This window comes from Amycolatopsis sp. FDAARGOS 1241 (assembly GCF_016889705.1).
Classification (GTDB): Bacteria; Actinomycetota; Actinomycetes; order Mycobacteriales; family Pseudonocardiaceae; genus Amycolatopsis.
The window spans coordinates 7,561,034-7,574,457 of the sequence record NZ_CP069526.1 but is presented as its reverse complement, the minus strand read 5'-3'; the positions used below and the strand labels follow the sequence as shown (position 1 = coordinate 7,574,457).

At 70.5% G+C, this 13,424-nt stretch carries 14 protein-coding genes; 9 read left to right on the top strand and 5 right to left on the bottom strand.

Going from position 1 to position 13,424, the window contains the following annotated elements:
• Window positions 1–123 precede the first annotated feature (123 nt).
• The 5 genes from I6J71_RS36820 to I6J71_RS36800 all read left to right on the top strand — a co-directional run bounded on the left by I6J71_RS36820 (window position 124) and on the right by I6J71_RS36800 (window position 5,584).
• Window positions 124–1,083, top strand: a complete 960-nt coding sequence (locus I6J71_RS36820; RefSeq protein ID WP_204091076.1) for an LLM class F420-dependent oxidoreductase — start codon at window positions 124–126, stop codon at window positions 1,081–1,083.
• Window positions 1,084–1,172: 89 nt separating this feature from the next.
• Window positions 1,173–3,131, top strand: coding sequence for a hypothetical protein (locus I6J71_RS36815; protein ID WP_204091075.1), 1,959 nt, complete (start codon window positions 1,173–1,175; stop codon window positions 3,129–3,131).
• 174 nt (window positions 3,132–3,305) lie between these two features.
• On the top strand, window positions 3,306–3,926 hold the full coding sequence (locus I6J71_RS36810) for a dihydrofolate reductase family protein (RefSeq protein WP_204091074.1): 621 nt from the start codon (window positions 3,306–3,308) through the stop codon (window positions 3,924–3,926).
• Between the two features lie 111 nt (window positions 3,927–4,037).
• Window positions 4,038–4,361: a YciI family protein gene (locus I6J71_RS36805; RefSeq protein ID WP_204091073.1), complete on the top strand. Its 324-nt coding sequence runs from the start codon at window positions 4,038–4,040 to the stop codon at window positions 4,359–4,361.
• Window positions 4,358–5,584 (top strand): RNA polymerase sigma factor, encoded by a 1,227-nt coding sequence (locus tag I6J71_RS36800; protein WP_204091072.1) that lies wholly within the window; start codon window positions 4,358–4,360, stop codon window positions 5,582–5,584. The genes I6J71_RS36805 and I6J71_RS36800 overlap by 4 nt, the downstream gene beginning before the upstream one ends.
• Window positions 5,585–5,684: 100 nt before the next feature.
• Here I6J71_RS36800 and I6J71_RS36795 read toward each other — a convergent pair whose 3' ends face one another.
• The gene (locus tag I6J71_RS36795; RefSeq protein WP_204091071.1) at window positions 5,685–6,194 is read right to left on the bottom strand and encodes an OsmC family protein; all 510 of its coding nucleotides are present in this window, start codon (window positions 6,192–6,194) and stop codon (window positions 5,685–5,687) included.
• Window positions 6,195–6,413: 219 nt separating this feature from the next.
• Here I6J71_RS36795 and I6J71_RS36790 point away from each other — a divergent pair, with 219 nt between their 5' ends.
• Both I6J71_RS36790 and I6J71_RS36785 read left to right on the top strand, forming a co-directional pair.
• Entirely contained in the window at window positions 6,414–7,259 is an 846-nt protein-coding gene (locus tag I6J71_RS36790) for an SAM-dependent methyltransferase (RefSeq protein ID WP_204091070.1), read from the top strand.
• 372 nt (window positions 7,260–7,631) lie between these two features.
• Window positions 7,632–8,276, top strand: a complete 645-nt coding sequence (locus I6J71_RS36785) for a PhoU domain-containing protein (protein WP_239154116.1) — start codon at window positions 7,632–7,634, stop codon at window positions 8,274–8,276.
• 118 nt (window positions 8,277–8,394) lie between these two features.
• Here the strand turns inward: I6J71_RS36785 and I6J71_RS36780 are convergent, their stop codons facing one another.
• Window positions 8,395–9,846, bottom strand: coding sequence for an alkaline phosphatase family protein (locus I6J71_RS36780; protein WP_204091069.1), 1,452 nt, complete (start codon window positions 9,844–9,846; stop codon window positions 8,395–8,397).
• A 234-nt stretch (window positions 9,847–10,080) separates the two neighbouring features.
• Between I6J71_RS36780 and I6J71_RS36775 the strand changes: the two genes are divergently transcribed.
• Window positions 10,081–11,244, top strand: a complete 1,164-nt coding sequence (locus I6J71_RS36775) for an NUDIX domain-containing protein (protein ID WP_204091068.1) — start codon at window positions 10,081–10,083, stop codon at window positions 11,242–11,244.
• A 109-nt stretch (window positions 11,245–11,353) separates the two neighbouring features.
• Here I6J71_RS36775 and I6J71_RS36770 read toward each other — a convergent pair whose 3' ends face one another.
• Window positions 11,354–11,728, bottom strand: a complete 375-nt coding sequence (locus tag I6J71_RS36770) for an STAS domain-containing protein (RefSeq protein ID WP_204091067.1) — start codon at window positions 11,726–11,728, stop codon at window positions 11,354–11,356.
• A 273-nt stretch (window positions 11,729–12,001) separates the two neighbouring features.
• On the opposite strand from I6J71_RS36770, the gene I6J71_RS36765 reads away from it, so the two are divergent.
• The gene (locus tag I6J71_RS36765; protein WP_204091066.1) at window positions 12,002–12,223 is read left to right on the top strand and encodes a DUF2188 domain-containing protein; all 222 of its coding nucleotides are present in this window, start codon (window positions 12,002–12,004) and stop codon (window positions 12,221–12,223) included.
• 229 nt (window positions 12,224–12,452) lie between these two features.
• On the opposite strand, the gene I6J71_RS36760 is transcribed toward I6J71_RS36765, so the two are convergent.
• A complete protein-coding gene (locus I6J71_RS36760; RefSeq protein WP_204091065.1) occupies window positions 12,453–13,142 on the bottom strand; it encodes a J domain-containing protein in 690 nt (229 codons plus the stop codon).
• A gap of 49 nt (window positions 13,143–13,191) precedes the next feature.
• Window positions 13,192–13,371 (bottom strand): hypothetical protein, encoded by a 180-nt coding sequence (locus tag I6J71_RS36755; RefSeq protein WP_204091064.1) that lies wholly within the window; start codon window positions 13,369–13,371, stop codon window positions 13,192–13,194.
• Window positions 13,372–13,424: the final 53 nt, after the last annotated feature.

Below are 13,424 nucleotides of genomic sequence, written 5' to 3'. Positions count from 1 at the left end.
TGTGAAGGTTTAAGGATTGCCAGGGCCGGCGGAAATTCGTACTTCGCCTGGGAGGTGGAGCAGGTCCGCGGCTCGGCCCGGTCCCTGCGGCCAGGCCATTCACGACGACATCGGAGGTTTCAAGTGAGGCTCGGACTCCGTCTGCCCCAGCGGCTGGGTGTGGACTTGCAGCACGACGTGGTCGAGGCGGCCCGAACGGCGGAAGCGGCCGGCTACGCCGGCCTGTGGACTTACGAACGGCTGCTGTTCCCCGAGTCGCCCGTCGAACCGTATGCGGGCCTGCCGGACGTGCCGTGGCCGGAAGCCTCGCGGCAGGCGGCCGATCCGCTGGCGATTCTCACGGCCGCCGCGGTGGTGACCGAGAAGGTGCGCCTCGGTACTTCCGTACTGGTGGCGCCACTGCATGGGCCGCTGCAATTGGCGAAGGCGCTGGCGACGGTCGATCAGCTCAGCGGTGGCCGCGTGATCGCGGGATTGGGCACCGGCTGGTCGAGTGACGAATTCCAGGCCACGGGCGTCATCCGGGCGGATCGCGGCCGGTTCCTCGACGAGACGCTGGACGTCTTCGATGCGGTGTGGGGGCCGGATCCGGTGTCCTTCCGGAGCCCTCGGGTCGTCATCGACAAGGCCGCGGTCCTGCCCAAGCCGGTGGCGAAGATCCCCGTGCTGCTGGGTGGCGGTGGCGCCGATCTGGGCCGCGGCACCGTTTCCGCGGCGGTGCGGCGCATCGCCCAGCGGGCGGACGGCTGGCTGCCACTGCTCACCACGCCCGGCCCGGCCGGGGCGAAGGAACTGCGGGCGAGCTGGGACCGGATCCGGGACCTGGCTGCCGGGTACGGGCGGGACACGAGCCGGATGGAGATGGTCGTGGTGGGCAACGTGACCTTCACCGACCGTCCGGCTGGGCCTGACCGTTCGGCGTTCGTCGGCACCCTCGACCAGGTCATGGACGACATTCACACGGCCGCGGAGGCCGGCGCGGACGAGCTCATCGTCGACCTGAACCTGCAGGACTGGTTCACCAGCACGCGGCAGATGCTGGAAACCGCGGTGGACATCCGCGAACGGCACGCGGCCTCGTGACCGGAGCGGCCCCGTACCCGCGGGCGCCTCGCGCGCTTCGGTGAGGCGATCCGCCACGAGTGTCGGTCCGGGGCGCTAACGTCCCCGGCATGGCGCTTCTGGGGTTCTGCGAGGACGACGAGTACCTGCCCGACCACGGCACAGTCGTGGTCCGCGACGTGTACCGCGAAGACAGTTTGCCTTCGCCGGCCAACGAACTGCTCGGTGAACTCGCGACGACGGCGTTGTCCGGCACGGTCGCGACGGCAGGAGACGGCTGGCTGCACGGCACGACCGGCGATCCGTACCAAGCAATTCGCTGCGAGGCGCACGACGGGCCGCCGGCCGTGCGGCCAGAGGACTGGGAAGAGATCGTCGAGACGCCGTTTCACAGCCGCTCGGGCGCCGTGGGCCTGGGCGGGCTGACCGGCGGCACTTACGGCGACGAACTGGATCTGGGTGCCAAGGGCCTTTTTCGCGCCCGGGTGTGCCGGAAACCCGCAGCCGGCGGCGAAGAAGGCGACGTGTGGCTGATCCAGTTCTGGCCGGTGCCGGGAATCCCGGAGGCGCCGCGGTGGCTCAAACGCACGCGGGCGGCGGTTCACCGGCCTGATCCGGGCTGGCAGCAGGTGCTCGGTTACCACGTCATCGAAGTGTCGTGGTTCTTCACGCTCGCCGGCATGAAGCGCCCGGACGGGTGGCTCGACGAACCGCTGCCCGGCAACTCCCAGCCGCCGGACAGCGTGTGCGCCCAGCTCGGTATCGACCCGCCGCGCACGCGCCGGGACGCGATTCCGTTGCTGGTCGCCGCGGGGCTGCTGGCGGACGACGGAGCCGGAGGGTTCTCGGCGGGAACGCCCCGGCCGGCCACGGAAGTGCTCGACCTGCCGGATATTTTGGAAGCCCGGTTGAAGGCCGACGCACTCCGCACCGCGTACATCTGGCTCGCGTCCGATCTCACCAGCATCGCGGCCTGGTCGAATCCGGCGCACATCGAGGATCTGGCCGCCTTGCTGGCTGTCCCCGCGGAAACCGTCGAACCACTGCTCGAATTCGCGGTCAGCGAGCTGCTGATCCACCGGACAAACCGCACCGTCACAGCGCTTCCTCGCCCGGCGCCACGGCCTCAGCCGGTTCGACGGCTGATCGCGCGGAGCGTTCACCGCGAGGAGCCGGTGACAGTGGCCGGTGCTCCGCCGCGCGCGGGGTTCGTCGCCGGCGATGGCACGGTTGTCGTGTGGCGCGCAGGGGAACCTGTGGTCCTCGGCCGGGTCGACAGCGACTACCGCTACCGCGCGTTCGAAACCCCGGCCGGCATCTACATCGCCGCCTCCGCCGGGCAAGGACAACTGGTGACCTGGGCCGGGGCCAGGAGCCGGCTTCCGGTGGACCTGGACTCCCGTCCCGTTCGCAGCGCCGACGGACGGCACTTGGCCGGCGTGCAGGTGCACACCGGCCGGCACCCGTGGGACCAGGTCCATTTCTTCGACGTGACAACGGAAGAAGTGTGGAGCCTGCCGAGGTCCGAGGGCCTGACGCGCTACGTCGTGGGCATCCACGATGGCGCTGTGTACTTCTCCACGCGGTCGAGCAGTGGCGCGTTCACCAGCTCTCGCTGGGTGCCGGGCCGAGAACCCGTGGCTCTCGCCTCGCCGGTACACCGACTCGACCCCCTGTCCGGCGCAACCGTGCGCGAGGAAGCCGAGGGAATGACGGTGTTCACCGCATCGGGCGAGCGGCGGCAGACGCTGGACACCCAGCCCGGCCGCTTCGTCCCGGGTGGCGCGAGCCTGTACTCCTTCCAGCACACCCCGCCCACCTTGGCGCTGCTCGAACTGGCCACCGACACGAGGACCCGACACCCGCTCCCCGCGGGCTGCGAGGTCGGCGAAATCCCGCCGATGGCGCCGATCTGGGAAAGCCCCGACACGCTCGTCTTCTCCCAGCCACACCACGCCTCGACCCGCCGCATCATCCGCTGGCACCCGCGGCGAGATGCGTTCGAGCATTTCGACCTCCCCGAGCTCGCGGGCTACCGGCCGTTCCCGATCGAGCCGATGCTCGCCTGAGGATCGCGCTCGATGAAGTGGGGCGCGGCCGCCGCGAGGCTGTCGTGCTGTCGGCCGGCGGATCGGAGAGCCGTCGAAAGAAATCCAGGAGGGGTGTCGGATCGGGGCGCAGCTGTTCGTAGAGGGGGTGAGCAGTCGCTCGCAAGGGTCGGCCCACGGGAAGGAACCGCGATCATGAAGCTGACGACCATGACCCAGGTCAGCGTCGACGGAGTGATGCAGGGAAACGGCCACGCGTCGGATGAGGACCGCAGGAACGGGTTCCAGCGCGGCGGATGGGCCCGGGGGAAGGGTGACAACGAGACCCATGCGTTCACCAACCAGACCTACCAGCGCGCCGGCGCGTTCCTGCTCGGCCGGCGGACCTACGAGTTGTTCGCCGGCTCGTGGGGGTCCTTGACGGCCGAGGAGGTCCCCGGCTGGGAGCCCGTCCTGCGGTCGTTGAACACGCAGCCCAAGTACGTCGCGTCGACCACGCTCACCGATCCCGCCCGGCCGGGCACCACTGTCCGGTCCGGCGACCTCGGGACCGCCATCGCGGACCTGAAGGCCAAGCCGGGGGGTGAGCTGCAGGTGCACGGCAGTGGTGCCCTGACCCGGTGGCTGCTGGAGAACGAGCTGGTCGACGAACTGACTCTGATCGTGGTCCCGGTGATCCTCGGCCAGGGCGCGCGATTGTTCCCGGAGACCGGCCCGGACCTCGCGCTCGACCTGATCGAGTCGCGCGTCGACTCGAAGGGCGTGACGATCCAGGTCTACCGGCCGGCCGGGCGCCCGCGGTATCCAGCGGCTTGAAGTCCCTGACCGGTACAACCCTGACCGGTAGAACCCTGATCCGTACAACCCTGATCCGTACAACCCTGATCTACAACACAGTGTCTTGACACCACAGGAGATGATCCTCGCATGCAGTACCTGGTTTCCGTGATCGACGACAAGAGCAATCCCGGCAGCACGGACAGGCAGCCCGCCATCAGCGCGTTCAACGAACGACTGATCGCCGAGGGCTACTGGGTTTTCGCGGGCGGGCTCGCGGACACCACCACGGCCACGGTCATCGACAACCGGGGCGAGCAGCCGGTGTTCAGCGACGGGCCGTTCGTGGAGTCGAAGGAGTACCTCGCCGGCGTCTGGGTGTGGGAGGCCCCCGACCTGGATGTGGCGCTGAAGCTCGCCACCGAGGCGTCGAAGATCTGCGATCGCAAGATCGAGGTGCGGCCATTCCTGTGAGCGACGTCGAGGAGGCGATCACCCGGGTGCACCACGAGCAGTGGGCCCGGGTGGTCGCCGCCCTGACCAGGCGTTTCGGTGACCTCGACATCGCCGAGGAGGCGGCGGCCGAGGCGTTCGCGACCGCCGTCGAGCGGTGGCCGGCCGAAGGCGCGCCCCCCAACCCCGGCGCGTGGCTGACCACCACCGCCAACCGCAAGGCCATCGACCGGCTCCGGCGCGAGAACAAGCGCGACGACAAGCAGAAGGAGGCTCAGCTGGTGTACGACGACGACCCGCCCGAGCCTCTCGGCGCCATCGACGACGACCGGCTCCGGCTGATCTTCACCTGCTGCCACCCGGCGCTGGCGATGGAAGCCCGCCTGGCGCTGACGTTGCGCATGGTCGGCGGTCTGACCGTGCCCGAGATCGCACGTGCCTTCCTGGTGCAGGAGACCACGATGGGGCAGCGGATCACCCGCGCGAAGGCCAAGATCAAGGCGGCGCGCATCCCCTATCGGGTGCCGGCCGCCGAGGATCTCCCGGCCCGCGTCAGCGGTGTACTCGCCGTGCTGTACCTCGTCTTCAACGAGGGCTACCTCGCGACCGGCCCCGACACCGATCCCGTACGGCACGACCTGACCGCCGAGGCGATCCGCCTCACCCGACTGATCCGTGCCCTCCTGCCGGACGACGGCGAGGTGGCCGGGCTACTGGCACTGATGCTCCTCATCGAGGCCCGCCGCACCGCCCGGGTGTCGGCCGGCGGCGAACTGGTCACCCTCGACCAGCAGGACCGTGGGGCCTGGGACGCCGCGCTGGTCGTCGAGGGGCACCGGCTGGTGCGCGAGCGCCTCGCCGCCGGGGTTGCGCCGGGTCGCTATCAGATCCTCGCCGCGATCAACGCCGTGCACACCTCGGCCCGCGACGTCCGCGACACCGACTGGTCGCAGGTCGTTGCCCTCTACGACCAGCTCGTCCGCCTCGACCCCTCGCCGATCGTCGCCCTCAACCGGGCCATCGCGGTCGCCGAGATCGACGGTCCGGAGGTGGCACTGGCGGCCATCGACCGTCTGGGCGGCACCTTGGCCGGCTACCACGCCTACCACGCGGCCCGCGCCGACTTGCTGCGCCGGCTGGGCCGCAGCCAGGAGTCACGCGCGGCCTACGACAAGGCCATCGAGCTGGCGGGCAACACCGCCGAGACCGCCTCCCTGACCCGCCGCCGCGACCAGTTGGGGTAGCGGGGCTCCCGATCGCCCGCGCGCCGCGCTTAGCCTCGGGCGGCGCAGGAAACAGTTCCGAGACCAGGTCTCAGGGCCGGCATCGTCGCGTTAGGACGGTTCAGCCCGCCGCCAGCGTCACGGCGAACTCCGGCGGCGTCCGCAGCGACTGGAACACGACGCAGTAGCGTTCGGTCAGCTTCTTCAGCGTCGCGAGCTGGTCGGCGTCGGCGTCGGTGTCGAGGTCGAACGACAGCCGGATCGCGCGGAACCCCACCGGGGCGTCCTTCGCGACGGCCAGCGTGCCGCGGAAGTCGAGGTCGCCCTCGGCCCGGACGCGGCCGCCCCGGACTTCGAGGCCCAGCGAGGTCGCCACTGCCCGCAGCGTCACGCCGGCGCAGGCGACGAGCGCTTCGAGCAGCATGTCACCGGAGCAGGCGAGGGTGCCGTCGCCGCCGGTCGCCGGGTGCAGCCCGGCCTCGACGATCGCGCGGCCGGTCTCGACCTTGCAGGAGATGCCGAGGCCGTCCAGTTCGGCGTCGGCGTGCAGCGTGACGAGCGCGCTCTCCGGTTCGTCGCGGTACTTGTCCTTCAACGGGGCCTGGGTCGCGCGCAGCTGTTCGGAGTCCATGCGACCGATTATGCCCATGAGCGCAGGCGGCCTGTCTGACTTTCCACGCGCTGTGGCCGGGCTGAAGGGAGCTTGCGCATGACGAGGAGCCGTCACCACCGGCCGTCACCGCGACTCGTTCTCCTCATGTGGTCTACGGGCGATCCGGAGTGCTGACGTCCGGACCAATGACTACACTGTGTGCGGCGGTAGCCACGATTCCGAGGAGGATGGTGTCCTGTGTCGGATGAGCTGAACGCTCCTCCCGGGGTGGATCCGACGCGGGCCAGCGTCGCCCGCGTCTACGACTACCTGCTCGGCGGGAAGGACCACTACGAGGCGGACCGCAAGGTGGCCGAGAGCATCATGGTCACGATGCCTGAGATCGCCGACGCGACACGGGAGAACCGCGCGTTCTTGATCCGGGTGTGCCGGTTCCTCGCGACCAACGCGGGCATCACCCAGTTTCTCGACTGCGGGTCGGGGCTGCCGACCGCGGAAAACGTGCACCAGGTGGTCCAGCGGATCAACCCCGAGTCGAAGGTGGTCTACACCGACTACGACCCGATCGTCGCCGCGAACGGCCGCGCGTTGCTGGAAGACAACGACCGCACGCGCTACGTCGAGGCCGACATCTTCGAGCCGGAGAGCATCCTCGACAACGAAACCGTGCGAACGCACCTGAACTGGGACCAGCCGATCGCGGTCCTGTTCGTCGCCACCCTGCACCACCACAAGGGCGACCGCGGCCGGCCCGCCGAGGTCACGGCCGAATTCGTGAAGCGGTTGCCCTCGGGCTCGTACGTCGTCATCTCCCACCTCGTCGACCCGAGCGACGGATCCGGCGACGACCAGGCCATCGCGGAACTTCAGGAGGTCCTGAGGTCAGGCTCGCTGAAGGGCGTGATCGCCCGCACGAAGGCCGAGATTCGCGAGCTGTTCCACGAGGCCGAACTCATCTCTCCCGGGCCGGACCGGACCCCGGAGATCGTGCCGCTGATCGACTGGTGGCCGGACGGACCGCTGCTGCGGCCCCCGAACATCGCCCAGCGGATCATGGTCGGCGGAGTTGCCCGCAAACCCTGAGCCGCTCCGCGGCCGTCACCCACGAACCGCTCAGCGTCGACGAACCGGCGGGTGCACTGCCCGGCCAGCTGCTGCGGGTGCTCGTCGTCGCACCCGCTGACCGTCCGCGCGCTGCCGAAATCGGTCGCGTAGGTGTGGATGGCCGACGAGCCGGGCACGAAGCCGTGCCGCACGATGCCGACGGCCACGATCCGGTCGCAGAGGTAGCAGAGGCCGGGCACTTGCTCGGGCGTGCCGCTGTGCTCGCCCACTGCTCTGGTCTGCACTGCCCTCGCCCAGCGGCACCGGACGGCGAGCCGGATCCGTGATGCTGCAAAACCTGTCGCTCACCGCGGCCCGCCGGCTGCGGTGCCCGGCGTTACGTTGAGGTTCGTGCGGGACCCATTCGCCGAGGAGCTGGCGCGGCTCGGCATGGCGCTGGAGGAGATGTGCCTGTTCGCGGCGCAGGCGATGCGGGACGCCACGACGGCGCTGCTGACCGCGGACCTGGCGCTGGCCGAGCAGGTCATCGCCCGGGACGCCGAGCTGGACGCGCGGCGCGCGAGGTGTCAGGAGCGGGCGCAGGCGCTGCTGGCGTCGCCGGCTCCGGGGGCCCCGCAACTGCGGCTCGTGCGTGCGATCGGGTACTGCGCCGACACCGTCGAGCGCATGGGTGACCTGGCTGCCCGTATCGCCGAGACCGTCCGGTCCCAACAGCCGCGTCCGGCTGCTCCCGCTGTGCTGTTGGACAGGTTCGGCCGGCTGGGTGAACTCACCGCCGCCATGGCCGATCGGCTCACCGCGCTGCTGGCGGACCCGGTCGACGGGATGTCCGCCGAGCTGGACAGCGCCGACTCCGCCGTCGACGACCTGCACGACGAGATCCTCGGGCTGATCACGGCGTCGAACTGGGGCGAGAACCCGGCCGATGCCTTGGCTGTGGCTTTGCTCGCACGGTTCTACCAGCGCTTCGGCGACCAGGTCGTCTCCGTGGCCCGGCACATCGAGCTCACCACCACCGGCACCCCGCCCCGCTGAGCGGTGCTCCTTGCTGGTGGCGCTCGGCTCCGCTTGTGGATGGGGAATCGCGGCCACACTGGGATTCCCCACCCACAAGAGCGCTGACCAGCCGCAGCGCGTCAGCCTTCGCGCGGCTTCACAGGCGCGGACGTGAGCCGGGCTCCTGATGGGGTACGGACTGCGCGGTCGGTACGGACGGGGCCGGCAGCGTGGCGGCTTCCTGTTTCTGCTGTGCCAGCACGGGCGCCGGGTCGGGCAGCGTGGGGAACGGTACGTCGCGGCGAGGGAAGCGCAGGGTCGAGGTGAGGTCGCCGACGGTCTGCCGCCGCCAGGCGCTGATGTTCGGCTCGGGGACGCCGAACCGCGCTTCGAGGAAACGCAGGAGCGAGGTGTGGTCGAACGTCTCGCCGGCGACCCAGCCACCCCGGCTCCACGGGGAGATGACGAACGTGGGGACGCGGAAACCCAGGCCGATCGGGCCGGCGATGCCACCCGCCTGCGAGGGCAGGGGCCCGGCCAGGTACTCCCCGGGCGTGCCCGGCGGGGGTGTCGGTGGGGTGACGTGGTCGAAGAAGCCACCGTTCTCGTCGTAGGTGATGAACAAGACGGTCTTGTTCCAGACCTCCGGAGTGGAGGCGAGCGCGTCGAGGAGGTCGTAGATGAACGCGGCGCCGGCCGCGGGCAGGCCGCTCGGGTGCTCGTCGGCCTCCGACTGGACCCACGACACCTGCGGCAGGGTGCCGCTGCGGATGTCGTCCATGACCGCGGTCTTCGACCGCAGCTTCATGCCGTTCTCGTAGAGCGGGGAGCCCACGGGCGCGGTCTGGAACTGCCGGAACCAGCCCAGCTCGGGGCCGTCCCCGAAGACGTGGGACTGGTAGCTGCGCCAGCTGATCCCGGCCGCCTGGAGGCGCTCGGCGTAGGTGGTCCACGTGAACCCGCCGCTCGGGGGCAGCACGTTCGTCGCGACGTTCGGGCCGCCGTGCGCCCCGGTCGGGTCGATCGTGCCGGTCATGGTGTGGAGCCGGTTGGGCCACGTCGGGCCCATCACGGAGCAGTGGTAGTGGTCGCAGATGGTGAACGCGTCGGCCAGCGCGTAGTGCAGCGGGATGTCGTCGCGGGTGTAGTAGCCCATGGTCAGCGGGCCGAAGTCGCCGACTCTCGCCCGTTGTGCGGGAACCCAGCCGTCCATCGCGCCGCCGTTCCAGGCCTTGTGCTGCGAGGGCCAGCCGTGGTCGGGGTCGTGGATGGCGGCGGCGTTGGTCTTGGTCGTGTCCAGGTGGAACGGCAGCACGTACCCGTCCGGGTTGAGCGCGTCCGGCTGGTGGAAGACCGAGCGTCCGGTGGTCAGCACCTGGGGGTTCGGATCGTCGAATCCGCGGACTCCGGACATCGCGCCGAAGTAGTGGTCGAAGGAGCGGTTCTCCTGGGTGAGGATCACGACGCGCTCGATCTCGCGCAGGTGCGCCAGGTCCCGCGCCGGGCCGGCGAGTGCCTTCCGCATCGAGGAGGGCAGCTGTGCCAAGCCGGCCAGGCCCACTGTCGCGGCCGCCGAGCCCAGGAACCGCCGCCGGGTGAGTCCTTCCATTTGGAATGTCTCCCTCTGCTCGTTCGCCGAAAACAGGCCGGACCGACTGAAGACGGCGGTGGTGAAGGGCGTCGGAAAACCCGGCATCCGCGAGGCGAGGCGGTGACAAACGTTTACTTGGCTTGCCCGCGTGAGCGGTGGGTGCCGATCGGGCCGGAGGTGCCGCCCCTTGTCGGCGTGCGCACATCTTTCGTACGTTGGCTCGTGCGCGACCCGGCTTGGAGGTGGGAAGCGATGTTCACCTACCGCGAGGGTGCCGAGGCGCGATGTGGCGGCCTGGATTTGGTGCTGTCACTGACCGAGGACGAGGTTGCCGCGCTGGGAACCGACGCGGCGGAAATGGCGGAGGCGCTGGACACGGTCCTGGCGGGGTTGGCCGTGCTGCGACGCGGGCGCGCCATCCAGTCCCCGGGCAACGCGGATGACGTCGACAACGGTCCGATCGGTGCCGGGCCGGCGTGGGACGAACGGTTGCTCCGCGACGTCTGCGGGCTGATGGAGCACCTGGAGGGTGTGCGTGCCGCCGGCATCCGGGCGCACACACGCGACGGCGGCTCCGACAGTCAGCTGGCGGCGGCCATGGGGGTGCCCCCGACCACCGCGCAGCGCCGCCGCGACGACCTCGGTGAGCCAGGGCCGGCCGAGTTGTGGGCGACCGGCAGCAGCAGCTCGGCAGACCGCGCCGGCGCGCGGGTGCCGGATGCCATGCGCTCGTGGTCGACGCCGTGGCCGGGATATCTCCCCGTGGACATCACTCCCGCGGACCTGCGGGGCGCCGGCCTGGAACGGAGTGTGCGCGAGGGTTGGGCCGATCCCTACGCGACACCGGACGAGGTCCCGGACTGGGCTGACCGCCAGGCTGCTGCGCTGGTGCCGTACCGGCTCGATGACCGGGGGCGGCCGCTGAACCCCACCGGCCGCACCGGCAGGACTGGGCGGTACCTCGGGAAATGGGGCGAGAACCAGGCGGTGGACCCGATCGTCGTGGCCGGCGTTGCACAGCCGCAGGTGCTCCTCATCCTGCGCGACGACTGCCGGGAATGGGCCATTCCGGGCGGCATGGTCGACCCCGGCGAAACCGCGCCGCACGCGCTGGCGCGCGAGCTGCACGAAGAGACCAATGTGGACCTCGCCGGTTTCGACCCGGTGATTCTGACCCGGGCCTACGTGGAGGATTGGCGGAACACCGATCACGCGTGGGCATCGAGCACGGTGGCTCTCTACCGGCTGGAGGAACCAGTCACGGCCTCAGCGGGTGACGACGCCGCCGAAGCCGCGTGGTACCCGTTCACCAGCCTGCAGGCACTGACAGCAGCGATCGAGAGTGCCGGGGGCAAGCTGTACGAGGGTCACCGGCCGCTGCTGTCGGCAGCTCTGGAGTACCTTTCCCAGGCCTGACGTCCGGCCGCCTGAACGAGTCCCCGCCGGCTTTCACCCACCGGGAGGCCGCAGGTCCAGCGGCTGCGGCCTCACCTCCAGGCCGACGACAGTGAGGCCGGCCTGTGGGTCAGGACTGCGGTGCGGCGATGGCCTTGGTGAACCGCATCGGGAACAGGGTGAGGATGCGCTGCACGGCCGCGGACATCGGTGGGCGCAGGGTGCAGGCGATGCCGCGTTCCACCGCCAGGAGGTAGGCCAGCTCCAGCGTGCGCAGCCCCTTCGAGCTCAGGAAGGTCACCGCGGTCAGATCGATCACCAGCGTGCCGATCGTGCCGTGGACGCGTTCCTGCAGCATTTCGTGCAGCCGGGGTGCGGTGTCGCCGTCGATGTCGCCATCGACCCGCACGATCACGGTGTCATCGGTGGGGCGCTGGGTGCCCAGCTGCAACGGATGCGGCTGGGCCAGTGTGCTCGGGCGGAAGTCGGCGATGGTGCTGGTCATGGTGGCCCACTTTCGTTGGCCACACCCTAGGTACAACGCTGAGGGGGATCGAGGCGATCGTGCGGCCACGCAACAACTGCTGCCCGGAGTGCGGGAAGGTCAGGTACGGCCGGCTGCTTGACCGAACCACCAGTGTAGTACATCTGCACTATGAGCGCCCGCCCGCCGCCCGGACCCGCGCTGAGCGCGGCGGTCACCAATCACCGTGTCCCGGCAGCGCAGAACGGGTATTCACCCGGCTGAGGCGCGCCCGGCAGGGAAGGAGACCGACCGATGACGGGCGACATCGAGACCTATTTCCAGGGTGGCCAGTGGAAGAACAAGGTCGAAGGCAGCAGCCGGGCCGCGAACATCCACGACTCGAAGGAAGCGGCCGTCGGCAAGGGCCGGGACATGGCCCGCGAGCGCAAGGTCGAGCATTTCATCCGCACCAAGGACGGCCGGATCGGTGAGCGCAACACCTACGGCCACGACCCCCGCACCATCCCCGGCTGACTGACGGCTCACAGCGCCCCCAGCAACGATCGGCGTGGCGCACACGCGTAGCCGATCGCCGCCGCGTGGGAACGGCCCGGGCGGCTCCGCACAACGTGACGGCCTCGCCACCTGCGTGCGCCGAGCAGCTGGCGTACGACGGCGGATGATCGGCGCTGGTCCCGGCACATCGCAGGTCAGCGCCGGTGCAGCACGGAACGGTCATGGCCTGCGAGGACTCGAAGCTCGATCAAGTTCGATCGGGGTGGCGATGGACGGGGCCGGCGCGCACGTCTGGCGCCGGAGGCGTGGTGCGGGGGTGCACGCGCACAGGAACATCGCGGCCGTGGGTGGGGTGCCGGCGCGGTTCGTCGGTGGCCTGCCGTGCGGGGTGGTCGCGGAGCTGGCGGTAGGCGGCGATCACGGCCGCGAGCCGGTCGCGGTCCGGGTGCGGGGCGTCGGGGTGGCAGTCGCGGACCGCGCGCCGGTAGGCGGCCGTGATCTCGGCGGCGCCGCCGTTGGGGGACAGGCCGAGCACCGCGTAGGGATTGGGCGGGCCCGGGGGTGAGGCGTGTTCATGTCGCAGGCTGAAGCGGACCGGGTACAGCTGCGGTGAGCCGCGGATCTCGGTGCAGTAGTCGCGCGCGGCTCTGTGGGCGCTGTTGAGGACGTGCCGCGGGGTGGCCAGTTCTCGGCAGCCCAGAGGAGGTGTGGCCGGCGCGTCGTCGAGCCGGCGGAGCCGCCCGGGGCGCTGGGTGCGGTGGCCGGGGTGCTCGGCCGGCAGAGCCACCAGGTCCGCCGGCTGCCGGCCGGCCTCCCGCAGCTGCGCCACGCCAGGTGGCTGGGCCGGGTCGGCCGCGCGGATCGTGAGCCGAAGCTCTCGGGCTGTCGCGGCCATGGTGGTCGCGATCGTGGCCGGCCGGCGTCGGGTGGTGCCCATCGCTTCCGCTTCTCCTCGTGCTGTGCTCGCCCCGGCACGGGGCGCCGGATCAGGGCCAGGGTTCGCCGTCGTCGATTACGGGTGCGTCGCGGTGTTGGTCGGCGACATCAGCAGGATCGGCGTCCAGCGAATCCCCGATGCCACGCGGAACCTGCTCGTCGTCGAAGGGTTCGGGGCGGGCCGGGCGCTGCTGGTCGGCGACATCGTGGGTAGGGGCTTCGTCGAGCATGACCGGTTCTCCCTTCGGGTTGTGCGCACTGGTCGTGGCGCGGCAGAGGGCTC

What these genes read in the sequence shown, in the direction of transcription:
- I6J71_RS36815 (WP_204091075.1), top strand. Translation starts at nt 1,173, where the DNA reads ATGGCGCTTCTGGGGTTCTGCGAGGACGACGAGTACCTGCCCGACCAC.
- I6J71_RS36810 (WP_204091074.1), top strand. Translation starts at nt 3,306, where the DNA reads ATGAAGCTGACGACCATGACCCAGGTCAGCGTCGACGGAGTGATGCAG.
- I6J71_RS36805 (WP_204091073.1), top strand. Translation starts at nt 4,038, where the DNA reads ATGCAGTACCTGGTTTCCGTGATCGACGACAAGAGCAATCCCGGCAGC.
- I6J71_RS36795 (WP_204091071.1), bottom strand. Translation starts at nt 6,194, where the DNA reads ATGGACTCCGAACAGCTGCGCGCGACCCAGGCCCCGTTGAAGGACAAG.
- I6J71_RS36780 (WP_204091069.1), bottom strand. Translation starts at nt 9,846, where the DNA reads ATGGAAGGACTCACCCGGCGGCGGTTCCTGGGCTCGGCGGCCGCGACA.
- I6J71_RS36775 (WP_204091068.1), top strand. Translation starts at nt 10,081, where the DNA reads ATGTTCACCTACCGCGAGGGTGCCGAGGCGCGATGTGGCGGCCTGGAT.
- I6J71_RS36770 (WP_204091067.1), bottom strand. Translation starts at nt 11,728, where the DNA reads ATGACCAGCACCATCGCCGACTTCCGCCCGAGCACACTGGCCCAGCCG.
- I6J71_RS36765 (WP_204091066.1), top strand. Translation starts at nt 12,002, where the DNA reads ATGACGGGCGACATCGAGACCTATTTCCAGGGTGGCCAGTGGAAGAAC.
- I6J71_RS36760 (WP_204091065.1), bottom strand. Translation starts at nt 13,142, where the DNA reads ATGGGCACCACCCGACGCCGGCCGGCCACGATCGCGACCACCATGGCC.
- I6J71_RS36755 (WP_204091064.1), bottom strand. Translation starts at nt 13,371, where the DNA reads ATGCTCGACGAAGCCCCTACCCACGATGTCGCCGACCAGCAGCGCCCG.